At 74.4% G+C, this 21783-nt stretch carries 22 protein-coding genes; 13 read left to right on the top strand and 9 right to left on the bottom strand.

Annotated elements, in window-relative coordinates; all coding sequences use genetic code 11:
- Nucleotides 1–39 precede the first annotated feature (39 nt).
- Nucleotides 40–1236: an acyl-CoA dehydrogenase family protein gene (locus tag EV374_RS03835; protein ID WP_132231612.1), complete on the bottom strand. Its 1197-nt coding sequence runs from the start codon at nt 1234–1236 to the stop codon at nt 40–42.
- A 174-nt stretch (nt 1237–1410) separates the two neighbouring features.
- On the opposite strand from EV374_RS03835, the gene EV374_RS03840 reads away from it, so the two are divergent.
- Nucleotides 1411–1944, top strand: a complete 534-nt coding sequence (locus EV374_RS03840; RefSeq protein ID WP_132231614.1) for a DUF4190 domain-containing protein — start codon at nt 1411–1413, stop codon at nt 1942–1944.
- 10 nt (nt 1945–1954) lie between these two features.
- On the opposite strand, the gene EV374_RS03845 is transcribed toward EV374_RS03840, so the two are convergent.
- Entirely contained in the window at nt 1955–2860 is a 906-nt protein-coding gene (locus EV374_RS03845) for an SDR family oxidoreductase (protein WP_132231616.1), read from the bottom strand.
- 121 nt (nt 2861–2981) lie between these two features.
- On the opposite strand from EV374_RS03845, the gene EV374_RS03850 reads away from it, so the two are divergent.
- Entirely contained in the window at nt 2982–3491 is a 510-nt protein-coding gene (locus EV374_RS03850) for a DUF4190 domain-containing protein (RefSeq protein WP_132231618.1), read from the top strand.
- Nucleotides 3492–3549: 58 nt separating this feature from the next.
- Here the strand turns inward: EV374_RS03850 and EV374_RS03855 are convergent, their stop codons facing one another.
- Nucleotides 3550–4506, bottom strand: coding sequence for an HpcH/HpaI aldolase/citrate lyase family protein (locus EV374_RS03855; protein WP_132231620.1), 957 nt, complete (start codon nt 4504–4506; stop codon nt 3550–3552).
- A gap of 125 nt (nt 4507–4631) precedes the next feature.
- Between EV374_RS03855 and EV374_RS03860 the strand changes: the two genes are divergently transcribed.
- The 7 genes from EV374_RS03860 (at nt 4632) to EV374_RS03885 (ending at nt 10560) form a co-directional block, all read left to right on the top strand.
- A complete protein-coding gene (locus EV374_RS03860; protein ID WP_132231622.1) occupies nt 4632–5456 on the top strand; it encodes an SDR family NAD(P)-dependent oxidoreductase in 825 nt (274 codons plus the stop codon).
- Between the two features lie 40 nt (nt 5457–5496).
- The gene (locus tag EV374_RS03865) at nt 5497–6132 is read left to right on the top strand and encodes a GNAT family N-acetyltransferase (protein ID WP_486485559.1); all 636 of its coding nucleotides are present in this window, start codon (nt 5497–5499) and stop codon (nt 6130–6132) included.
- Entirely contained in the window at nt 6123–6254 is a 132-nt protein-coding gene (locus EV374_RS33225) for a hypothetical protein (RefSeq protein WP_486485560.1), read from the top strand. Before EV374_RS03865 ends, EV374_RS33225 begins: the two co-directional genes overlap by 10 nt.
- Before the next feature lie 224 nt (nt 6255–6478).
- Entirely contained in the window at nt 6479–7573 is a 1095-nt protein-coding gene (locus EV374_RS03870; RefSeq protein ID WP_132231624.1) for a SagB/ThcOx family dehydrogenase, read from the top strand.
- An 8-nt stretch (nt 7574–7581) separates the two neighbouring features.
- Nucleotides 7582–8589, top strand: a complete 1008-nt coding sequence (locus EV374_RS03875; protein ID WP_165947708.1) for an alanine racemase — start codon at nt 7582–7584, stop codon at nt 8587–8589.
- Complete coding sequence (locus EV374_RS03880; RefSeq protein WP_132231628.1) at nt 8586–9833, top strand: MFS transporter; 1248 nt, start codon at nt 8586–8588, stop codon at nt 9831–9833. The genes EV374_RS03875 and EV374_RS03880 overlap by 4 nt, the downstream gene beginning before the upstream one ends.
- On the top strand, nt 9817–10560 hold the full coding sequence (locus EV374_RS03885) for a methyltransferase domain-containing protein (protein ID WP_132231630.1): 744 nt from the start codon (nt 9817–9819) through the stop codon (nt 10558–10560). The genes EV374_RS03880 and EV374_RS03885 overlap by 17 nt, the downstream gene beginning before the upstream one ends.
- Nucleotides 10561–10592: 32 nt before the next feature.
- On the opposite strand, the gene EV374_RS03890 is transcribed toward EV374_RS03885, so the two are convergent.
- On the bottom strand, nt 10593–12788 hold the full coding sequence (locus tag EV374_RS03890; RefSeq protein WP_132231632.1) for an APC family permease: 2196 nt from the start codon (nt 12786–12788) through the stop codon (nt 10593–10595).
- A gap of 193 nt (nt 12789–12981) precedes the next feature.
- Nucleotides 12982–13944 carry a DMT family transporter gene (locus tag EV374_RS03895; RefSeq protein ID WP_132231634.1) on the bottom strand — a complete coding sequence of 321 codons (963 nt, stop codon included), beginning with the start codon at nt 13942–13944 and terminating at the stop codon, nt 12982–12984.
- A 106-nt stretch (nt 13945–14050) separates the two neighbouring features.
- Here EV374_RS03895 and EV374_RS03900 point away from each other — a divergent pair, with 106 nt between their 5' ends.
- Nucleotides 14051–14782 carry an HAD family hydrolase gene (locus EV374_RS03900; RefSeq protein WP_132231636.1) on the top strand — a complete coding sequence of 244 codons (732 nt, stop codon included), beginning with the start codon at nt 14051–14053 and terminating at the stop codon, nt 14780–14782.
- Between the two features lie 24 nt (nt 14783–14806).
- On the opposite strand, the gene EV374_RS03905 is transcribed toward EV374_RS03900, so the two are convergent.
- Together EV374_RS03905 and EV374_RS03910 are read right to left on the bottom strand one after the other, a co-directional pair.
- Nucleotides 14807–15334, bottom strand: coding sequence for a hypothetical protein (locus tag EV374_RS03905; protein WP_486485561.1), 528 nt, complete (start codon nt 15332–15334; stop codon nt 14807–14809).
- A gap of 118 nt (nt 15335–15452) precedes the next feature.
- Nucleotides 15453–16322, bottom strand: a complete 870-nt coding sequence (locus EV374_RS03910; protein WP_132231640.1) for a PhzF family phenazine biosynthesis protein — start codon at nt 16320–16322, stop codon at nt 15453–15455.
- 33 nt (nt 16323–16355) lie between these two features.
- Here EV374_RS03910 and EV374_RS03915 point away from each other — a divergent pair, with 33 nt between their 5' ends.
- The 3 genes from EV374_RS03915 (at nt 16356) to EV374_RS03925 (ending at nt 19556) form a co-directional block, all read left to right on the top strand.
- Nucleotides 16356–17642, top strand: coding sequence for a magnesium transporter MgtE N-terminal domain-containing protein (locus EV374_RS03915; protein ID WP_132231642.1), 1287 nt, complete (start codon nt 16356–16358; stop codon nt 17640–17642).
- Nucleotides 17635–18249, top strand: coding sequence for a DUF1003 domain-containing protein (locus EV374_RS03920; protein ID WP_132231644.1), 615 nt, complete (start codon nt 17635–17637; stop codon nt 18247–18249). Before EV374_RS03915 ends, EV374_RS03920 begins: the two co-directional genes overlap by 8 nt.
- Before the next feature lie 158 nt (nt 18250–18407).
- Nucleotides 18408–19556, top strand: coding sequence for an Mrp/NBP35 family ATP-binding protein (locus EV374_RS03925; RefSeq protein WP_132231646.1), 1149 nt, complete (start codon nt 18408–18410; stop codon nt 19554–19556).
- A gap of 170 nt (nt 19557–19726) precedes the next feature.
- Here the strand turns inward: EV374_RS03925 and EV374_RS03930 are convergent, their stop codons facing one another.
- Together EV374_RS03930 and EV374_RS03935 are read right to left on the bottom strand one after the other, a co-directional pair.
- Nucleotides 19727–20149 (bottom strand): twin-arginine translocase TatA/TatE family subunit, encoded by a 423-nt coding sequence (locus EV374_RS03930; protein ID WP_132231648.1) that lies wholly within the window; start codon nt 20147–20149, stop codon nt 19727–19729.
- 74 nt (nt 20150–20223) lie between these two features.
- On the bottom strand, nt 20224–21567 hold the full coding sequence (locus tag EV374_RS03935; protein ID WP_132231650.1) for a trypsin-like peptidase domain-containing protein: 1344 nt from the start codon (nt 21565–21567) through the stop codon (nt 20224–20226).
- Nucleotides 21568–21783: the final 216 nt, after the last annotated feature.

Consider the following 21783-nt stretch of genomic DNA (forward strand, 5'->3'; position numbering starts at 1 on the left):
TCCTCCACCTGAGGCGTTAGGAAGGTGCCCTTCCTGACATCAGAGCTTGTACTGCTTGAGGAGGCCGCGGGAGATGATGGTCTTCTGGATCTCCGAGGTGCCCTCGCCGATGAGCAGGAACGGGGCCTCGCGCATCAGCCGCTCGATCTCGTACTCCTTGGAGTAGCCGTAGCCGCCGTGGATGCGGAACGCCTCCTGGACGACCTCGGCGCAGTATTCCGAGGCGAGCAGCTTGGCCATGCCGGCCTCGACGTCGTTGCGCTGGCCGGCGTCCTTGAGCCGTGCGGCGTTGACCATGAGCGCGTGGGCCGCCTCGATCTTGGTGCCCATCTCGGCGAGCTTGAAGGCGACGGCCTGGTGCTTCGCGAGCGGCTGACCGAAGGTGTGGCGCTGCTGGGCGTACGCGACGGCGAGTTCGAACGCGCGGATGGAGATGCCGCAGGCGCGGGCGGCCACGTTGACCCGGCCGACCTCGATGCCGTCCATCATCTGGTAGAAGCCGCGGCCGACCTTCTCCGCGCCGCCGAGGACTGCGGACTCGTCGACGGTCACGCCGTCGAGCACCATCTCGGTGGTCTCGACGCCCTTGTAGCCCATCTTGTCGATCTTGCCGGGGATGGTCAGGCCGGGCGCGGTCTCGCCGAATCCGGGCTCCTTCTCCAGCAGGAAGGTGCTCATGTTGCCGTAGACGGAGTCGGCGCCGGTGTCGGTCTTGACCAGGGTCGCCACCACCGACGAGTACGCCCCGTTGGTCAGCCACATCTTCTGGCCGTTGATGACGTACCGGTCGCCGTCGCGGACGGCCTTCGACTTGATCGCCGAGACGTCGGAGCCGCACTCGGGCTCGGACATGGAGAAGGCGCCGCGTACCTCGCCGGTCGCCATCTTCGGCAGCAGCCGGGCCTTCTGCTCGGCGGAGCCGTGCTGGGAGATCAGGTACGCGACGATGAAGTGGGTGTTGACGATGCCGGAGATCGACATCCAGCCCCGCGACAGCTCCTCGACCACCAGCGCGTAGGTGAGCAGGGACTCGCCGAGCCCGCCGTACTCCTCGTCGATGGTGAGACCGAAGAGGCCCATCTCGCGCATCCCGTCGAGGATGTCGCTCGGGTACTCGTCGGCGTGCTCCAGCCGCTGCGCGTGCGGGATGATCTCCTTGTCGGCGAACTCCCGGACGGTCTCCAGGATCGACCGCTGCACATCGGTCAGGCCGGGCGTCTGGGCGAGTCGGGCCATCTCAGCCTCCGGGGGTCGGCGCCTTACTCATGGGTAACTGAACGCTTCGTCAGTATTGGCCGCACGGCGGTCGAGGCCAAGGTGACCAGTCCACACAACCGCTGTGAAAAGGTTCACCGCTGCGGGTAGCGTCCGGCAAGAGGGGACGCGATCCGCCACCGGCAGGAGGAGACCGTGAGCCAGCCACCGTCGTCGGGGCCGCCCGATCCGGACCGGTCGCCGTCACCCTGGGAGCCCCCGCCGGGGCGCGACCCGGCGAGCTACGAGCCCCCACCGGAGCCGCCGTCGTACGGGCAGCCGTCCTACGAACCACCGTCCTACGAGCCGCCGGCCCACCAGCAGCCCGCGTACGGGCAGCCCAGCTACGAGCAGCCCGGCGAACAACCGCACGGGCAGCAGTGGGGGCACCAGCCCCCGTACACCCCGCAGACGCCCTACGGGCAGTACGGCCCGCCGTCCGGTCCCCGGGCCGGCGGGACGAACGTGCTCGCCATCCTCTCGCTGGTCTTCGCGTTCGTCTTCTCCCCGATCGGCATCGTCCTCGGGCACCTGGCCAAGCGGCAGATCCGCACGACGGGCGAGGAGGGCGACCAGCTCGCCACGTGGGGCCTCATCCTCAGCTACGTCATCACCGGGCTCGGCGTGCTGGCCTGCTGCGGCTGGATCGCGCTGATCGCCCTCGCCGGCAACAACGGCCCCAACTACTGAGCCCCGCAGATCAGCGGAACTCGGCCTCACGGACGCTGTTGCCGCCGTCCACCACCAGCATCTGCCCGGTGATGTACGAGGCGGCCGGCGAGCAGAGGAAGACGATCGCCGCGGCCACCTCGTCCGGCGTGCCGGGGCGGCCGACCGGGGTACCGAGGCCCTGCCGGATCTCCGCCACCGTGGAGGCCGCGGTGTGGATGGTGCCCGGCGCGACGGCGTTGACGGTCACCCCGTCGGCGATCATCTCCATCGCCAGCGCCCGGGTCAGCCCGACCACGCCCGCCTTGGCCGCCGCGTAGGCCGCCTCGGTGGGCAGGGCGTTGACCGGCCCGGCGGTGGCCGACAGGTTGACGATCCGGCCCCAGCCCCGCTCGGCCATGCCGCCGATGAACGCCCGGCTGCACAGGAAAGCGGTGGTGAGATTGCGGTCGATCTCACCGCGCCACTCGTCGTAGCTGAGCTGGGCGACCGGCCGCAGCACCTCGGGGCTGGCCCGGCTGGCCAGGCCGGCGTTGTTGACCAGCACCTCGACGTCCCCGAGCTGCTCGGCGACCGCGTCGGCGAGCGCGCCCACCTCCGACTCGTCGGTGAGGTCGGCGACGAAGCCGGTCACGCCCAGCTCGCCGGCCCGCTCGTGGATGCGTCGGGTGGTGGAGACGATGGCCACCCGGGCACCGAGGTCGGCCAGCCGGCGGGCCGTCGCGTACCCGATGCCGTCCGGGCTGCCCGCCCCGGTGACCAGGGCGACCTTCCCGTCGAGGCGCAGGGTCACCGGGTCCGGCAGCGGCGCGGGCTCGTCGATGCCGGTGGCGCCCGGCTGGGCGGCGGCGCGGGTGCGCCGGGCCACGCCGGGGCGGCTCGCGTCCCGTCTCGGTCGGCTGCCGGAGCGGTCCGCGGCTCGCGCGTCAATCACCATGCCAGGATCCTGCCCGCTTCCTCCGGCCCGGGCAACGCGGCACACCCGGTGGTGACACCTCGGGGTCTGGGCAGGCCTGACTACCCTGACGGGCGCACCCCGCACCCTACGGAGCAGACGAATGACATATCCCCCGCCCTCCGGCGGCTGGAACGACCCGGCGTGGTCGGGCCAGCAGTCGAGCCCACCCGCCGACCCCGCCCTCCCGGTGAGCGGTCAACCCGTCCCCGCCCAGCCCACCGGCCCCGACCCGTACGCGCCGGACCCGTACGCGGGCGGCGACCCGTACGCCGGGATGAAGCACGCCGCCGGGCAGCCCGGTCCCGGTGCCTACCCGCCGCCCTACCCGAACTACGGCTACGCCCCTTCGTTGCGGACCAACGGCCTCGCCATCGCCGCCCTGGTGCTCGCCCTGGTCGGCATCGGCTCCTGCGTCACCGCGCCGATCGGCGCGATCCTCGGCCACGTCGCGCAGAAGCAGATCCGGGAGACCGGCGAGGGCGGCGAGGGCATGGCGAAGGCCGGCATCATCGTCGGCTGGATCGTCACCGGCCTCTACCTGCTGGTGGTCCTCTTCTACGTGGCGATCATCGTCTTCGCGATCTCCCAGTCCGGCAGCAGCACCTACTGACGCGACGGTGCCGCCCCGGCGCGGACCGGGGCGGCACGGATGTCGGGAGGGGCGGGGACTACTCCGCCGGCGGGGTGAAGGACGAGGTGCGGGTCATACCCGCGGCCCGGCCCTTCGCCGCCACCACGAGGGCCATCTTGCGGGACGCCTCGTCGATCATCTCGTCGCCGAGCATCACCGCGCCCAGCCGGCCGCCCGCCTCCGACGTGTAGTGCTCGTACGCGTCGAGGATCAGCTCGGCGTGGTCGTAGTCGGCCTGGGCCGGCGAGTAGACCTCGTTCGCGGCGTCGATCTGGCCCGGGTGCAGCACCCACTTGCCGTCGAAGCCGAGCGCCGCCGAGCGCTTGGCCACCTCGCGGAACGCGTCCACGTCGCGGATCTGCAGGAACGGGCCGTCGATGGCCTGCTTGTCGTGCATCCGGGCCGCCATCAGGATGCGCATGAGGATGTAGTGGTAAGGGTCGCCCGGGTAGTCGGGGATGAGCGCGCCGACCACCAGCGACTTCATGTTGATCGAGGCCATGAAGTCGGCCGGACCGAAGATGATGGTCTCGACCCGGGGCGAGGCGGCCGCGATGGCGTCGATGTTGACCAGGCCGGCGGCGTTCTCGATCTGCGCCTCGATGCCGATCCGGCCGACCTCCAGGCCGAGCGTCTTCTCCAGCTGGGTCAGGGTCATGTCGAGCCACTGCACCTGGGCCGCGTTCTGCACCTTGGGCAGCATGACGCAGTCGAGGTTGGCGCCGGCCCCCTCCACCACGTCGATGACGTCCCGGTAGGTCCACGGCGTGGTCAGGTCGTTGACCCGGACGACGCGGGTCTTGCCCGACCAGTCGCCCTCGTTGAGCGCCGCGACGATGTTCTTCCGAGCGTCGGGCTTGGCGAGCGGGGCGACCGCGTCCTCCAGGTCCAGGAAGACCTGGTCGGCCGGGAGCCCCTGGGCCTTGCCGAGCATCTTGACGCTGGAGCCGGGTACCGCGAGGCAGGACCGGCGGGGGCGACCGACTGCGGCCATGGATGCGCTCCTTCCAGCGTGCGCGGGCACGCCGACGTCACCTGACGAAATGCGAGGGCTCAACGACCCCAAAGGTCTTTGTGACGCCACGGTAACCTCGTGCCGTGACCGGGGTGAATGGACCTGTGGAAGATCTCACTGGGCGTCGGATCGTGGTGGTGACCGGGGCCAGTTCGGGCATCGGGCTGGCGGCCGCCGTCGACCTGGCGCGCCGCGGTGACCAGGTGGTACTGGTCGGCCGGGACCCGGCCCGGCTCCAGGCCGCGGCGGAACAGGTGTGGGAGGCGTCCGGCGAGCGACCGGAGCTGTTCCGGGCCGACTTCGCGGTGCTGGACGACGTCCGCCGGCTGGCCGGCAAGCTGCGCGAGGCGTACGACCGGATCGACGTGCTCGCCAACAACGCCGGGGCGATCGCGCTCCAGCCGCTCACCACGGTCGACGGCTTCGAGCTGTCGATCCAGGCCAACCACCTGGCCCCGTTCCTGCTCAGCAACCTGCTGCGCGACCGGATCGGCCGGATGGTGGTGACCGCCTCCGGCGCGCACCGCAGCGGCGTGCTCGACCCGGCCGATCTGAACGCCGCGCTGCGCCGCTACCGACCGATGCAGGCGTACGGCACCAGCAAGCAGGCGAACATCCTCTTCACGGCCGAGGCGGCCCGGCGCTGGCCGGAGGTCCCCGCGTACTCCTTCCATCCGGGGGTGGTGCGCAGCCGGTTCGGTAACGACAACCGGCTGGTCGCCCTGGGCATGCGGATCCTGCCGCTGCGCAGCCCGGAGAAGGGCGCGGAGACGCTGGTCTGGCTGGCCAACCAGGACCCGGAGCGGCTGGTGACGGGCGGCTACCACGTCGACCGGCGGCTGCGCCGGCCGCTGCCCAAAGCGACCGATCCGCAGCTCGCCGCCCGGCTCTGGACGGCCAGCGCCGAGGCGGTCGGCGTCGCCGGATAGCGGTGTCGCCGGCCACCGGGGCGCTGCCATACTCCGCCCCATGACGACGGGGAACGGCATCGGCGGGGACGCGGGCGGGCACGGGGACGCGGGCGGCGGCGTCCTGCGGGTGCTCGGCGAGGACAAGGAACTCCAGGCACGGCTCGACGCGGAGCTGACCGCCTTCAACAACCGGGCGACCGGCGCGGACGACGAGGCGGGCCTCTGCGTCCGGGTCGACGACGCCGACGGCGAGCTGGTTGCCGGCCTGACCGGGTGGACCTGGGGCGGCTGCGCCGGGATCAACATGGTGTGGGTACGCGAGGACCGCCGCGCCGAGGGTTGGGGCGGCCGGCTGCTGCGGGCCGCCGAGGACGAGGCCGCCGGCGCGGCTGCACGGAGATCTCGGTCTCCTCGCTCTCGTTCCAGGCGCCGGGCTTCTACCGCCGCAACGGCTACCTCGACACCGGGCAGCGCGAGGGCATCCCCGGCGGCCACGTCGACCACCACTTCTTCAAGTCGCTCGTCACCGACCCGGCCGGCGCCGTGCGCCTGGTGGCGCTGGTGGAGCTGGCCGCCGACGCGGTCGAGGCCGGCCGGCGGTACGAGGACGCGGTGCTCGGCCTCCTCGGGCGGCACGGCGGGCGGCTGGAGCGTCGGCAGCGCACCGCCGACGGGCGTACGGAGGTGCACCTGATCCGGTTCGACAGCCGCGCCGGCTACACCGCCTTCCTGGCCGACCCGGAGCGGGCGGCGTTGCGCGGTGAGCTGGGCGGGGCCGCCCCGACCGCCCGGGTGCTGGAGGTCCACGAGGTCTGAGGCGGCGCGGGAGCGGGTCGGCCCGCTCCTCCACCGATGGATGTGTTCACTGTGGACGGTCTGATACGGTGCAACGCAGTGATCAACGCCGATTAGTGAGGGGAGCTCCCGCATGACCGAGCAGATCGAGGCCTTCGAGCCGGTGGCGTCCGACGACTACGACCAGGAACTGACCTGCCTGGAGCCTCCGGTCGAGGTCTGACCGGTCGCGAGCCTGAGTAGTCATGCGTGTCCGTGTGTCGCGGCTGGTCGTCTTCCTGTGGCGTGACGGCCAACTGGTCTGCGACGACCCGCTGAGGCACCGGCAGTTCGCGTTGACTGTGGAGGCGGAGAGGCTGCTGCGCGACTACGCCGACTGGGCCGAGCCCGAAGGCCGACTCGCGCAGCAGCTCCTCGACGCCCACGTGCTCGTCGCCGAGGGTTCGCCGGAGCACGACCGGGAGGAACGCCTCGGCGCGTGGCGCGACCTGGGACCGGCAGCCACCTACTACCACCTGGCCAGCCGTACGCTCGGCAGCGACGTCTTCCGCTCCGCGGCGCAGGACGCGGCGGTGCTGCGCGCCAAGACCGGCCAGCCGGATCCGGTCAGGGAGCACGACGGGCCACGGATCGCCCTGCCCCCCGCCGACCCGCCCGCCGTCGACTTCACCACGGTCCTCGCGGCCCGGCGCTCGACCCGGTGGTTCGATCCGGAGCGCCCGGTGCCGCTGCCCGCGTTCGCCGCCCTGCTGCGCTGGACGGCCGGGGTGCGCCGCGAGGTGGACGTCTCCGGGGTCGGGACGGCGCTGCTCAAGACCGTGCCCTCCGGCGGGGCCCGCCACCCGGTCGAGGTCTACCCCGTGGTCCGCGACGTGGCGGGGCTGGAACCCGGGATCTACCACTACGCGGTGCGCCGCCACGAGCTGGTGCGCCTCGCGCCCGCCCCCGGCGAGGACCGGCTGCGCGAGTGGTGCGGCGGGCAGCCGCACGCCGCCCAGGCCGGCTTCCTGCTGATGTACGCGGCGGTGCTCGACCGGACCGTGTGGAAGTACCCGGCCGCCCGCGCGTACCGTGCCCTCCTGCTCGACGTCGGTCACCTGAGCCAGACCGTGTACCTCACCGCGACGGCGCTCGGGCTCGGGACGTTCTTCACCGCCGCCACCCGCGACGCGCCCGTCGAGGACGCCCTCGGGCTGTCCTGGCCGGACGAGGCCTTCCTCGGCGTCTCCGGCGTCGGCGTGCCGCACCCCGCCGAGCGGGACCGCCAGGCGGCGATGCTCGCCGGCGGCGACGCGGCGTTCTCCTTCCCGCCGGACGCCTGGCACGGGCGCGGCGAATGATGCCGCAGGTGACCGTCGACCTGGCCCGGCTGGACGCGAACGTCGCGCGGTACGGCCGGCGGGTGGCCAAGGCCGGCGTCGCCCTGCGCGCGCACGTCAAGGGGCACCGGAGTCCCGAGATCGCCGCCCGGCAGGTGGCCGCGGGCGCGGTGGGCGTCGCGGTGCACTCGGCGGCCGAGGCCGAGGCCTACGTGGCGGTGGGCGTGACGGACGTGGCGGTGGCGTGGCCCTGGCGTGACGCGTGGCGGTGGACCAGGTTCGCGCAGCTCGCGCAGCACTGCGCGGTGACGGTGCATGTGGACCACCCCGACGCGGTGGCCGGGCTCGGCGCGGCGGCCGAGGCCCACGGCGTCGAACTCGGCGTACGCGTCGAGGTCGACACCGGTCTGCATCGCGTCGGTGTCGACCCCGACGCCGCCGTGGGGCTGGCCGCCACGATCGCGCGGACCGGCGGGCTGCGGATGGCGGGCGTCACCGGCTACGTGGGGATCACCGACCTCGCCGCCGCGCGGGACCGGGTCGAGCTGGGCCGCCGACAGGCGCGCCTGCTGGTGTCGGTCGCCGAGCGGATCCGCGCGGCCGGGTCGCCCTGCCCGGCCGTCAGCGTCGGGGGCACCCCGACCCTCGCCGGCGCGCTGGACGTCGCCGGCGTGACCGAGGTCTGCGCCGGGGCGTACGCGCTGCTCGACGGCGGGTTCGCCCGGCTGGGCGAGTGCGACCCCGATGCGGTCGCGATCTCCGTCACCACGACCGTCACCGGCACCGACGGACAGGTGCTGCGCACCGACGCCGACGAGCTGCTGGCGGGCGCCGACCAGGTGTGGATGAGTGGTGTCGTGCTGACCGCACCCGACGGCGGGCCGGTCGACACGAGGTCGGTGTCGGTGGGCGACGAGCTGCGGGTGCTGCCCGGGCACGTGTGCCCCGTGGTGGCCCGCCGACCGCTGCTGCACGTGCTCGACGCCGGCGAGCCGGTGGCGCGGTGGCAGGCGATCGTCCGCCCGGACCGGGCATGACCGACACCGTCGCGTCCGTGGACCGCCCGGCGGACCCGCTGCGCGAGCGCCGGTTCGTCCTGTTCGCCACGGCCAGGACGATCTCCGTCTTCGGCAACGCGATGGGCCCGCTCGCGCTGACCTTCGCCGTGCTCGACCTTCCCGGCGGATCGCCCACGGCGCTGTCGCTCGTGCTCGCCGCGATCTCGGTGCCCCGGATCGCGCTGATGCTGCTCGGCGGCGTCATCGGCGACCGGCTGCCGCGCCACCGCGTACTCGTGGCGGCGGAACTGATGTGCGGTACGGCGTACGGCGCGATGACCGTCCTCGTGCTGAGCGGGCGGGCCGGCGTCGCCACCCTCGCCGGCTGCGCGGCCGTCGCCGGCACCGCCTCCGCGCTGCTGCTGCCCTCGCTGAACGGGCTGACCGCCGAACTCGTCGCGCCGCAGGCGCGCCAGCGCGGCAACGCCCTGCTGCGGCTCGGCACGAACACCGCCACGGTGGCGGGCTTCACGGCGGGCGGCGCGCTGATCACCTGGCTCGGGCCGGGCTGGGCGCTGGCCCTCGACGCCGCGACGTTCGCCGTCGCCGCCGGACTCCTCGCCCGGCTGCGCCTGGCCGCGACGATCCGGCCCGCCGGGCGGAACCTGCCGGCCGAGCTGCGCGACGGCTGGCGCGAGTTCGTCCGGCGCAGATGGCTGTGGCAGATCGTGCTCGCCGCGGCGGTGGTCAACGCCGCCGTCGGGGTCACCTTCGGGCTCGCGGGGCCGCTGCTCGCCAGGGCGCACCTGGGCGGCGCGGGCGCCTGGTCCGGCGTCCTGGCCGGGTACGCGGTCGGCATGTTCGCCGGCGTGCTGGTGGCGATGCGGATCAGGACGACCCGGCCCCTGCGTACGGCCGTCCTCGCCGTGTCGCTGCTGGGGCTGCCGGCGCTGCTGCTCGGAGCCGGTGCCGCCCTGCCGTTCGTGATCCTCGCCGCCGTGCTGGCCGGGGTCGCCTTCGACGTCTTCGGGGTGCTGTGGGAGACGACCGTCCAGTCCGAGGTGCCGACGGAGGCGATGTCCCGCGTGAGCGCGTACGAGTGGCTGGGGGCGGTGGGGCTGGGCCCGCCCGTCATGATCGCCGCCGGCCTCGTCGTGCCCGCGATCGGCGTGCGGACGGCCCTGCTCGCCCTGGCCACGGTGATCTTCGTCGCCGCGCTCGTTCCGTTGGCCAGTTCCACCGTCCGGCACTACGAAAGGCAACCCGATGGCCGAGTACGTTGACGCCTTCGTCACGGCGTATGACCGCTTCTGGGCGCCGTACCCCGAGCGGATGGGTGAGGCGTGGCTGCGGCTGCACGCGCAGGTCGCACCCGGGTCGGAGCTGAGCCTGCTGGATGTCGGCTGCGGCACCGGCATCGTGGCCGCCCGGTTCGCCGCCGCCGGCTACCGGGTCGTCGGGGTCGACGTCTCCGCGGCGATGATCGCCCGCGCCCGGGAACGGCTGGCCGGCACCGACGCCGTGCTCATCGCCGCGGACGCCGCCGACTTCGCAGTGCCGCGCCCCTGCGCGTTCGCGGTCTCCACGTACGACGTCCTCAACCACGTCGGCGACATCGACCGGGTCCGGGCCTACCTGCGCTGCGTGCACCGGGCGGTCGCGCCGGGCGGCTGGTTCGGCTTCGACATGTCCACGACGAAGGGCCTCCTCGCCGACGTCCCCCCGGTCGCCCGGCAGGACGGCACCGTCTCGGTCGAGGTGGCCCGGGGCCCGCTCGACGGTGACCGCCGCCCGCTGCACGTCACCGGGGAGCTACGCACCGACGACGGCCGCACGGCCCCCTTCACCACGACGATCACCAACACCGCCCACCCCGTGGCCGACGTGCTCTCCGCCCTGGCCGACGCCGGCTGGACGACGAGCCACGTCGCCGCCATCGACGACCTGCTCACCCCGGTACCCGACCCGGAGGCGCTGCCCCGGGTCGCCGTGCTCGCCCGACGCGACTGACGACCCGCGCCGCAGCCGTCCCCTCGGGGCCGCTACCCGCCCGGGTGCACCGGGAGGCTGGTGACCACCACCCCCGGCAGCCGGCGCAGTGCCGTACGCAGCCGTTGCTCGGTGCGGCTGTGCAGCGGCCGGTGCCAGCGGCTGCGCACCACCACCTCCGGCACGACGACGGTCAGCACCAGGTCGGCCCGGGAGGCGTGCAGCGCCTCCAGGTAGTGCGCGAGCGGCCCGACCACCGCCCGGTACGGGGACACGATCGTCTCCAGCCGCAGGTGGTCACCCCACACCCGCCACTGCTCCCGGAACCGGTCCGCCTCCGGTTCCTCGGGTGCGATGTGCACGGCCAGCGTCGGCTGCCCGAGCGAGGCCGCGTACGCCAGGGCCCGCAGCGAGGCCCGGTTCAGCCGGGCGACCGGCACCACCACGAGGTGGCGTACCTGTTCGGGCAACTCCTCGCCCTCCGGCGCGGCGGGCCCGGCGGCGGGCGGCTGGGCCGGCACCACCGGTGGCCCGGGCGTCGGGCCGCCCGGCGGCGGGTGCAACGCCAGGGACCGGTGCAGCCTGCGGTAGTGCCGGTGGATGGCCCGGAACAGCAGGATCAGCAGCGGGATGGTGGCGACCACCACCCAGGCGCCCTCGGTGAACTTGGTGACCGCGGCGGTGACCAGCACCAGGCCGGAGAAGGCGCTGCCCATCGCGTTGATCGTCGCCCGGCGCCGCCAGCCCGGGCCGCGCCGGCGTCGCCAGTGCAGCACCATCCCCGCCTGGGACAGGGTGAAGGCGAGGAACACCCCGACCGCGTACAGCGGGATCAGCGCCTCGGTGTGCCCGCGGAAGGCCACCAGGATCACCGCCGCCGCGCCGGTGAGCGCCACCATCCCGTTGCTGAAGGCGAGCCGGTCCCCCATGTGCAGGAACCGGCGTGGCGCGTGCCCGTCCCGGGCCATGAAGAAGAGCAGGCGGGGGAAGCCGTTGAAGGCGGTGTTCGCGGCCAGCAGCAGGATCATCGCGGTGGCGGTCTGGATGAGGGCGTACCAGGGGCCGCTCGGAAACGTGACCCGGGCCAGCTGGGAGAGGATCGACTGCTCGGCGGTGGGCGCCAGCCCGGACAGGTGGATCAGGCCGACGAGGCCGACGAAGAGGAGCACCAGCATCGCGACCATCCAGGTCAGCGTGGTGCGCGAGTTGCGCCACTCGGGGGGGCGGAACGCGGGAACTGCGTTGGAGACCGCCTCGATGCCGGTCATCGAGACCGCGCCGGAGGAGAACGCGCGGAGCACCAGGAGCAGCCCCAGCCCCTCCACGGCCGGCACCGGCGGCGGGGCGACCGGGACGAAACCCCGCCCGGCCGCGCGGAACCAGCCGACCGCGAGCAGCGCCAGCAGCGCGACCACGAAGGCGTACGTGGGCAGCACGAAGAGGTTGCCGGCAGCCCGTACGCCGCGCAGGTTGCCCGCCAGCAGCAGACCGATAACGGCGAGCCCGAGGGGCACCGTCCAGGCGGCCAGTCCCGGCATCGCCGAGGTGATCGCCCTGACGCCGGCGGAGACGGACACCGCCACGGTGAGCACGTAGTCCGTCATCAGTCCCGCCGCCGCGGCCAGCCCCGCCCCCGCGCCCAGGTTGTCGCCCGCCACGATGTACGACCCGGCCCCGTGCGGGTAGGCGGCGACGGTCTGCCGGTAGGAGACGCCGACCACGATCATGAGCAGCGCCAGCCCGGCGGCCAGCGGCAGGGACAGCCCGAGCGCCCCACTGCCGGCGAGCAGCAGCACGGCGAGCATCGCCTCCGGCCCGTACGCCACCGAGCTGAGCAGGTCGGAGGAGAGCACCGGCAGTGCCACCAGCTTGCGCATCCGCTCGTAGACCACGGCGGCGCTGCTCAGCGGCGGCCCGAACAGCGCCCGCCGCAGCCGCGTGGTCGCCCGGCCGAGCCGGCTGCCGGGCAGGTTGGCCGGCGCGGTGGCGACCAGTTCGTCCGGCTCCCCGGTCCGGAACATCGCGATCGGGGCGAGGCGGCCGAACCGCGTCGGGGCCGGCCGGTCGGGGTGCCGGCGCAGCGTCGGGTCCACCGGCAGCGTGTCCGCGCCGGGCGGTCGGCCCCGCCGAACGTTCCGCCACCGGTCACCGATCCGGCGTAGGGCCCGCAGCTCGTCCGGGTCGAGCGGCGGGAACTCGGCCGACGGCGTGACGGTGGTGCCGCCCTCGTCGCCGTCCCGCTCCGCCATCCGCCTTCCCGCCGCCGCGTGCCCTCCCTCGCACTCTCACGGACGCCGCCGCATCCGGCAGGCGGAACGGCCGTTCCCGCGCCGAAGGAGTGGCCGTCCGCCCGCCAGGTGGCCGTCCGACGGCAGGGTGGACGGCGGCAGGGTGGACGGCTGCGGGCGGGGTGGCCGTTCGGCGCAGGGGCCGGCCGGCGGGTCAGTCGGGCGGTGGGGTGGCGTCGGCGGGGACGGCGGTGGTGACCGGGCGGACGCGGCGGGCCGAGCGGGTGCCGCCGAGCACCACCACGGCGACGCCGGCCAGCAGCAGCCCCAGCCCGGCCAGGGCGGTCACCCCGGGCAGCTGCCCCAGCCAGGCCCAGCCGATCAGGGCGGCGCCCGGGGCCTCCAGCAGGGCCAGCACGCTGACCTTGGTCGCCGAGACCTTCTTCAGGGCGTAGTTGAACATCGAGTGCCCGAGCAGCTGGGCCCCGGCCACCAGGGCCAGCACGACGAGCCAGGTGCCGGTGTCGAAGCCGGTCAGCGGCACCCGGCCGACCAGGCAGACCACGAGCAGGACCAGGGCGCAGACCCCGTAGCAGACGGTGGTGTAGGTGGTCGTGCTGATCGTCGTACGGGCCCGCTCGCCGAGCGCGGTGTAGACCGCCGCGAACAGGCCCCCGGCCACCGCGAGCAGGTCGCCGGCCACGGCCCGGCCGGAGACGGCGAAGTCCGCCCCGGTCGCCACGACCGCGCCCGCGACCGCCACCCCGATGCCGATCCAGACGGCGCCCGGCAGCCGGCGGCCCTGGGCGCGGGCGATCAGCCCCTGCCAGACCGGCTGGGTGGCGCAGAGCGCGGTCGCCGCCGCGACCGAGGTGAGCTTGGTGCTGGGCATCCAGGTGGCGAAGTGCGCGGCGAGCGCGACCCCCGACAGCACGCAGTAGACGCCCTCGCGCCGGCCGGCGCCGACGGTCAGCGACCGGAACTCGGCGCGTCGCCGGGCCGCCGAGAACGGGCCGAGCACGGCCACCGAGAGCAGGTTGCGCCAGAACGCGACGGCCAGCGCCGGCGCCGCCACGACGGCCACCAGCGGCGCGGACGACGAGACGGCGACGACAGCCAGGACGAGCGCCCCGGTGGTCGCCGGGTGGAACGACGGGCGGTGCGCTGCGGGGGACACGGGGAGCAATCCTCACACGCCACGGGCCGACACGGAACGTCAGCACTCCGTTACGATCATGCCTGTCCGCGCCGGCGATTCCCCTACCGCCCGGAGGCGCTCCCCCATGCCCACCTACCAGGCGGTCCTGTTCGATTTCTTCGGCACGCTGACCCGTTCCGTCCAGCGGGGCGAGGCCCACCGGTCGACCGCCGAGCTGCTCGGCTGCGCCCCGCGCACCCTCGTCGACGTGCTCGACCGCACCTACTACGAGCGGGCCTGCGGGCGGCTCGGCAACGCCGAGGCGACCCTGCGCTGGGTCTGCGAGCAGGCCGGGGTGCACCCCTCCGACGACGCCGTCCGCTCGGCGGTCGCCTCCCGCCACCGGGCCATCCGCGCCGACACCCGGCTGCGCGACGAGGCGGTGCCCACGCTCGCCGCGCTGCGAGGGCTCGGCCTGCGTACGGGAGTGATCAGCGACTGCACGCACGAGCTGCCGGCGTTCCTGCCGCAACTGCCGATCGCCGCGCTGCTCGACGTGCGGGTCTTCTCCGTGCAGGTGGGGCGCTGCAAGCCGGACCCGGCGCTCTACCAGGCGGCGTGCCGGCGGCTCGACCTGGCGCCGGCGGACTGCCTCTACGTCGGCGACGGCGGCAGCCAGGAGCTGACCGGGGCGGAGCGGGCCGGGATGACAGCCGTGCGACTGGCCGCGCCGGACCTGGCCGGGCACATGGTGTTCAACGCCGACGAGGCCTGGACCGGGCCGGTGCTGCGCTCGCTCGACGAGGTGGTCGATCTCGTCGGCGGGGTGCCGGCGCGGCCGGGCGTGCCCGTGCCGGCGGGTTGCGCCCCCGCGTGAAGCCCGGGACCCGGGCCGGACGTCTCAGCGGCGGCGGACCCGGTGCAGGCGGAACGGCTTGCGGGTCGCCCGGACCGCCGGCGTCTCGCGGGGCACCTCGGCCAGCGAGTCCGCGGGCAGCCCGGCGCCGGCGAGCGGCTCGCCGGCCGGCTCCAGCCGGTTCACCGCGCAGCCGTCGGCCGCCCAGCGCTCCACCAGCTCCGCCGTGGGCCCGGGCGCGTTGAGCCGCTTCGCGGCCACCAGCGGCGCGGTCGTCTGCCAGTGCTCGGTGCCCGGCGCCAGGCGGCTCACCCGCGCCGGCCAGGTGACGATCCGCCCGCCGTGGTCACCGCGCAGGGTGACCTGCGCCTCGGTCGCGTCGGCCAGCCCCGGGGCGGACTGCTCCCCGGGGCCGCTGACCACGAAGAGCGCCCCCTCCAGGGGCAGGCACCACAGCGCGAGCGCCGGCCCGCCGGGCACGCTCACCCAGGCCACGGCGGCCTTCTTCATCGCCTCGTCGACCAGCGGCGTGCTGGTCCGCTCCGCGTCGGTCACCCTCGCATCCTCCCGCATCCGCCCCCGTCCCGTCAGTGCCGCCCGGGGTCCGGCCGCGCGCCGCCGTGGACGCGGTCGGGGCGCACGGCACGGGCACGACGCCGGACGATCCGGTCCGGCGGACGGATCGCGCAGGTCAGCCGACGAACGGCGGGACCATGATCTCGCCCCGGGCCACCGGTACGACGTGCCCGGCCACGGTGGCGCTCACCGCCTGACCGTCCTCGGCGGTCACCGTGCAGGCCAGCACGGACGGGCGGGTGATCTCGATGCCCTGGTGGACGGTGTACTCCGCGCGCCCGTCGGCGGGCAGCAGGCCGCTGGCGACCAGCCACACCCCCAGGCCCAGGGCCGCTGAGCCGGTGGCCGGGTCCTCCGGCACGCCGAGCCCGGGGACGAAGACCCGGGCGTGGGCGGTTTGAGCGGCGGCGTCCCAGGAGAAGACGCTGACGTGCTCCACTCCGTACCGCTGCGCCGCCGCCGCGTTGACCCGTGCGCGGGCCACCGCGTCCGGGCGGACCGGGAGGTAGGGGAACTCCAGCCCGCAGCCGGCCACCCGGGGCGCCGGGCCGACGTGGTCGTCCGCGTCCAGGCCGGCCATCTCCAGCAGCGGCTCCGGGTCCAGCTCGGGGCCGAGGGTGGGTACGCCGCCGGTGAGCGTGGCCCCGGTCGCGGTCACCTCGATCGGCAGCACGCCCGCCCCACATTCCTGGGTGACCTGCCCCACACGGAACATCCCACGCCGGCTCGCGGTCACCGCCGCGCCGACGCTGGGGTGACCGGCGAAGGGCAGCTCCTCGGCCGGGGTGAAGATGCGGGCCCGGTAGGTGGCGCCGACCTGGGTGGGCGGGAGCACGAACACCGTCTCGGAGAGGTTGAACTCCAGCGCGAGCGCCTGCATCTGCTCGGTGGCCAGCCCTTCGGCGCCGAACACCACCGCCAGCGGGTTGCCGGCGAACGGGCGGTCGGTGAAGACGTCCACGATCTCGTAGGCCAAGGTCGACATGTTGATAAACACTAGGCGCTTAGGCTGGTGCCCGTGAGCACGCCGACCCGGGTCTACCTCGCCCGGCTCGCCGGGGTGGCCGTCTTCGATCCCAACGGCGACCAGGTGGGCCGGGTCCGCGACGCGGTGGGCAGGCTGCGGCCGACGCAACGCCCGCCCGAGGTGGTCGGTCTCGTCGCCGAGATGCCGATGCGGCGGCGCATTTTCCTCTCGCTGAACCGGATCACCTCCATCGACGCCGACGCGGTCGTGCTCGGCAGCGGCACGCTCAACCTGCGCCGCTTCGAGAAGCGCCCGAACGAGCTGCTCGTGCTCCAGGAGCTGCTGGACCGGCGGGTGCAGGTCGAGCCCGGCGGGCAGTCGGGCTCCGTGGTCGACGTGGCGATGGAGTGCAGCCGGGGCGGCGAGTGGTCGCTGGCCCGGGTCGCCGTACGCGAGCAGACCGGCCGGTTGGCCCGCCGCGGCCACCTGCACCAGGTCGAGTGGGAGCGGGTACGCGGGCTCAGCGGCATCGCCGACAGCCGGGGCACGGCCAACCTGCTCTCGGTCCTGGAGGACATGCGCCCCGCCGACCTCGCCAACGCCCTCCAGGATCTCCCCGACACCCGGCGCAACGAGGTCGCCGCCGCGCTGGACGACGAGCGCCTGGCCGACGTGCTGAGCGAGCTGCCGGAACGCGACCAGGTGGAGATCCTGGCCGCGCTGGACCGCGAGCGGGCCGCCGACGTGCTGGAGGAGATGGACCCGGACGACGCCGCCGACCTGCTCAGTGAGCTGCCGCCGCCCGAGCAGGACGTGCTGCTCGACCTGATGCAGCCGGGCGAGGCCGATCCGGTGCGTCAGCTGCTCAAGTACACGCCGGGAACGGCGGGCAGCGTGATGACCTCCGAGCCGGTCATCCTGCCGCCGGACGCCACCGTCGCCGAGGCCCTGGCCCGGATCCGGGAACCGCAGCTCTCCCCCGCGATCGCCGCGCAGGTCTTCGTGTCCCGGGCGCCGATGACCACGCCGACCGGCCGTTACCTCGGCATGGTGCACTTCCAGCGGCTGCTCCGCGAGCCGCCGGCCGACCTGCTCGGCGGCATCGTGGTCAACGACATCGACCCGCTGCGGCCGACCACCCCGCTGCCGGAGATCACCCGCCGGATGGCCACGTACGACCTGGTCGCCATGCCCGTCATCGACCGCAACAACCGGCTGGTCGGCGCGGTCACGGTCGACGACGTGCTGGACCACCTCCTGCCCCGGGACTGGCGGGACCGGGACGCCGCCGAGCGCCCGTCCACCGCCGGGCCGACGCTGGACGGCGCGGATGGCTGAGCAGCGGCGGGCGCAGCGGCTCGACCAGCCGCGCGAGCCCCGGGGCGTCAAGCTGCCCCGGTTCGACCCGGAGGCCTTCGGCCGGTGGTCCGAGGGGATCGCCCGGGGGATGGGCACCGCGAACTTCATCGTCTACATGACGATCGTGATCGCGCTGTGGTTCGGCTGGAACACCCTGGCCCCGGCGCACCTGCGCTTCGACCCGTACACCTTCACGTTCCTGACCCTGGTGCTCTCCCTCCAGGCCAGCTACGCGGCCCCACTGATCCTGCTGGCGCAGAACCGGCAGGCCGACCGGGACCGGGTCTCCCTGGAGGAGGACCGCCGCCGGGCGACCATGCAGAAGGCCGACACGGAGTACCTGGCGCGGGAGATCGCCGCGCTGCGCAACGCGATGGGCGAGGTCGCGACCCGGGACTTCCTCCGTTCGGAGCTGGCCCGGCTGGCCGAGGAGCTGGACGAGGCGGGCCGGCGCCGGCAGCGGCTGGAGCGCCGGCAGCAGGACAGGGTCCCGCAGCACGGCGACGGGCTGGAGGAGCCCCGCGACGACCTGGACGGCGATCACGCCCACGACGGCCGCCCGGAGGGCCGGGAGGCCGAGGCCTGAGCGGCCCGAACGCCGCCCGCCCCGGGCCGGCCCGGCGGGACCGACTCGATCGTCCCGCTTCGTCCGGTATGCCGCCCGGCGCAGCCGCCGCCATCGATTCGCTCACACCGCCCCCCGCTACGGCGGTGGGGCACGACCACCGACGTAGCATTGCGGGCATGTCAGCACCCGTCAGCACCGTCTCCGACGCGATCCAGGCCGCGCTGGCCACCGTCAACGACCCGGAGATCCGCCGGCCCATCACCGAGTTGGGCATGGTCCGCTCCGCCGAGATCGGCGACGACGGCGTCGTACGGGTCGAGCTGCTGCTCACCGTCGCCGGCTGCCCGCTGAAGGACAAGCTGCGCTCGGACATCACGGCCGCCGTCGGCGCGGTGCCCGGGGTGACCGGCGTGGCGATCGAGTTCGGCGTGATGAGCCCCGAGCAGCGCCAGGAACTCCAGGCGAAGCTGCGCGGCGGCGGCGCCTCCCAGGAGCCGGTCATCCCGTTCGCCCAGCCGGGCTCCCGCACCCGCGTGTACGCGGTCGCCAGCGGCAAGGGCGGCGTCGGCAAGTCCAGCGTGACGGTCAACCTGGCCGCCGCGCTGGCCGCCCGTGGGCTCTCCGTCGGCGTGGTCGACGCCGACATCTACGGCCACTCGGTGCCCCGGATGCTCGGCGCGGACGGGCGCCCGACCCGCGTCGAGGACATGATCATGCCGCCGCAGTCGCACGGCGTGAAGGTCATCTCGATCGGCATGTTCACGGCCGGCAACGCCGCCGTGGTCTGGCGCGGCCCGATGCTGCACCGGGCGTTGCAGCAGTTCCTCGCCGACGTCTACTGGGGCGAGCTGGACGTGCTCCTGCTCGACCTGCCCCCGGGCACCGGCGACGTGGCGATCTCCCTGGCCCAGCTGCTGCCCAACTCCGAGATCCTGATCGTCACGACCCCGCAGACCGCCGCCGCCGAGGTGGCGGAGCGGGCCGGCGCGATCGCGTTGCAGACCCACCAGCGCGTGGTCGGCGTCATCGAGAACATGTCCTGGCTGGAGCTGCCGGACGGCTCCCGGATGGAGGTCTTCGGCGCGGGCGGCGGCCAGGCGGTCGCCGAGTCGCTGACGAAGACCATCGGTGCGCAGGTGCCGCTGCTCGGGCAGGTCCCGCTCGACACCCGCGTGCGCGAGGCCGGCGACGTGGGCACCCCGATCGTGCTGGCCGAGCCGGAGTCGCCGGCCGCGAAGGCGCTGGGCCAGGTCGCCGACCGGCTCGCCCTGCGCCGGGAGTCGCTGCTCGGCAAGCCGCTGGGCCTCAAGCCCGCCGGCCGCTGACCGTACGCCGGCCACGGCCGGCGCTGTCGCCACCCGCACGGGGGCGGCGTTCCCCCGGGAGCGCCGCCCCCGTCGCCGTCCATGGCGGCGCCGAGGCGGGCCGGGGTCGGGTCGGCGCGACCTCGCCGCTGACCGGGGTCAGGTCGCGTCGTCGTACAGCTGACCCGGGGTCAGGTCGCGTCGTCGTAGCTGACCCGGGGGGCCGGGGCCGGGGCGGCGCCGGTGGCGGTCGCCGGGCGGCTGCCGTTCGCGCGCACGTCGGCGGCGGAGGCCACGTCCTTCAGCTCGTTGTGCACGCCGGTGACGTCCGCCCGCAGGTTGTCGTAGACGCCCTGGAGGGGCTTCCGGATCGCCTGCTCGTCCTCCTCGCTGAGCAGGTGCTTGCGGATGAACGCCTTCGGGTGCAGGTCCTCCAGCTGGATGTCGGTGCCCAGCTCGCGACTGAGGTCGGTGGTGGCGTTGCTGGCCATCGCGCGCAGGTTGCGCACCATGCGCAGGCCGTCGCTGATCACCGCGGGCAGCCGGTCACCGAAGATCAGCAGCGCCAGGAGCAGCAGCGCACCGATCTCCCACCAGTTCAGGTTCTCGAACACTGCGCGGGCCTCCTTCGGCGTCAGCAGCAAGACTACGCACGTGGGGCACCGGTCGGGGAGGGGGTGACCGGTCCCTACTTGGCGTCCGCGGCCAGGGTCACGGAGGCGTTCTGCCGGTTGGTGCCCCGGCGGTACTCCACGGTCACCACCGCGCCGGGCGCGAACTTACGGACCAGGGCGATCAGGTCGGTCGGTTCGGTCATCGGCCGGCCGTCGAGCTTCAGGATCACGTCACCGGCCCGCAGCCCCGCGCCGGCCGCCGGGCCGGACGGCTCCACGGCCGCCAGGCGTACGCCGGCTCCTCCGGTGCCCGCGCCGGACCCGCCGACCTGGGCGCCGATCACCGTGCGCCGGGCCTTGCCGGTGCCGATGATGTCCTGCGTGATCCGCTTGGCCTGGTTGATCGGGATGGCGAAGGCGAGGCCGATGTTGCCCGCCTCCTGCCCCTCGGAGACCAGCGACTTGATCGTCGAGTTGACCCCGATCACCCGGCCCGCGCCGTCGACCAGCGGACCGCCCGAGTTGCCGTGGTTGACCGCCGCGTCGGTCTGGATCGCCGCGTAGTAGCGCGTCGGGCCGCCGGGCTCGCCGGCCCTCATCGTCCGGTCCAGGGCGCTGACGATGCCGGCCGTGACCGTGTTGGCCAGCGAGAGCGGCGAGCCCATGGCCAGCACCGGGTCGCCCACGGCCAGCGCGTCGGAGTCGCCGAACTCGACCGGCCGCAGGCCCGTCCGGGAGACCTTGATCACCGCGATGTCGGACTCCGGGTCCTGCCCGACGACGGTCGCCGGGGCCGAACTGCCGTCGTTGAAGACCACCGACGCCTTGCCGGTCGCCCCCGCGACCACGTGGTCGTTGGTGATGACGTGCCCGTCGGCGCTGGCAATGAAGCCGGAGCCCTCGCTCGTGCCACCGAGGCCCGCCACCCGGACGGTCACCACGCTGGGCAGCACCCGCTCGGCGACCCCGGCCAGCGACTCGGGCCTGCGCTGGGCCAGCCCGGGCGCCTGCGGGTCCGCGCCGAGCACCGTGCCGGCCACGGCGCCCCCGCGCACCGCGAAGGCGTACCCGAGCGCGCCGCCCAGGCTGCCCGCGAGCAGCGCGGTGATCAACGGGATGAGGAGGAGCTGCCGCAGCGTCGGCCGGCCCGGGGCGTCCGGGTCGCTGACCGGCTCCGGCTCGGTGCCGGGGCTCGGCGCGGCCGGCAGCACCACGGCGGCCGGCGCGGTCGGGTCGCGCCACGGATCGGCCAGCGCGTCGGACCACCAGGGCGAAGTCGTGCCGCCCCCGGCGCCCGGAGGCGTCGGCGGCGACCCCACCGGCGGATGTCCGGGCACCGGCGGTCGCGCCGGCGCCGGAGTTCCTCCGGGCTGGCGCCAGTCCCAGCCGTCGGTCACGTCGGTGCCCTCCCAGTCCATCCCCGGATCCCGCGCTCCACGGACCCGGCGACAGCGTCGCCCGGTCGCGCTGGCCGGAACACCGCTTCCAGGATTACACGGATGCCGCGGAAGGAGTCACCGGTTGCCGACCGTGATCGTCGGGTGGCGGACGCGCGGCTGCGCCCGTTCGACGTCGCCTCTAGGCTCACAGTGCCCACCCGCCCCCGCACCACGCATGCCGCCCGGAGGTGTCCC

The sequence above is a fragment of the Micromonospora sp. CNZ303 genome, assembly GCF_004345505.1.

Bases quoted from the DNA above. Each gene is read 5' to 3' on its own strand.
- EV374_RS03890 (WP_132231632.1), bottom strand. From the start codon at position 12,788: ATGGCGGAGCGGGACGGCGACGAGGGCGGCACCACCGTCACGCCGTCG.
- EV374_RS03835 (WP_132231612.1), bottom strand. From the start codon at position 1,236: ATGGCCCGACTCGCCCAGACGCCCGGCCTGACCGATGTGCAGCGGTCG.
- EV374_RS03865 (WP_486485559.1), top strand. From the start codon at position 5,497: ATGACGACGGGGAACGGCATCGGCGGGGACGCGGGCGGGCACGGGGAC.
- EV374_RS03900 (WP_132231636.1), top strand. From the start codon at position 14,051: ATGCCCACCTACCAGGCGGTCCTGTTCGATTTCTTCGGCACGCTGACC.
- EV374_RS03855 (WP_132231620.1), bottom strand. From the start codon at position 4,506: ATGGCCGCAGTCGGTCGCCCCCGCCGGTCCTGCCTCGCGGTACCCGGC.
- EV374_RS03905 (WP_486485561.1), bottom strand. From the start codon at position 15,334: ATGCGGGAGGATGCGAGGGTGACCGACGCGGAGCGGACCAGCACGCCG.
- EV374_RS03885 (WP_132231630.1), top strand. From the start codon at position 9,817: ATGGCCGAGTACGTTGACGCCTTCGTCACGGCGTATGACCGCTTCTGG.
- EV374_RS03845 (WP_132231616.1), bottom strand. From the start codon at position 2,860: ATGGTGATTGACGCGCGAGCCGCGGACCGCTCCGGCAGCCGACCGAGA.
- EV374_RS03880 (WP_132231628.1), top strand. From the start codon at position 8,586: ATGACCGACACCGTCGCGTCCGTGGACCGCCCGGCGGACCCGCTGCGC.
- EV374_RS03870 (WP_132231624.1), top strand. From the start codon at position 6,479: ATGCGTGTCCGTGTGTCGCGGCTGGTCGTCTTCCTGTGGCGTGACGGC.
- EV374_RS03920 (WP_132231644.1), top strand. From the start codon at position 17,635: ATGGCTGAGCAGCGGCGGGCGCAGCGGCTCGACCAGCCGCGCGAGCCC.
- EV374_RS03925 (WP_132231646.1), top strand. From the start codon at position 18,408: ATGTCAGCACCCGTCAGCACCGTCTCCGACGCGATCCAGGCCGCGCTG.
- EV374_RS03935 (WP_132231650.1), bottom strand. From the start codon at position 21,567: ATGGACTGGGAGGGCACCGACGTGACCGACGGCTGGGACTGGCGCCAG.
- EV374_RS03910 (WP_132231640.1), bottom strand. From the start codon at position 16,322: ATGTCGACCTTGGCCTACGAGATCGTGGACGTCTTCACCGACCGCCCG.
- EV374_RS03850 (WP_132231618.1), top strand. From the start codon at position 2,982: ATGACATATCCCCCGCCCTCCGGCGGCTGGAACGACCCGGCGTGGTCG.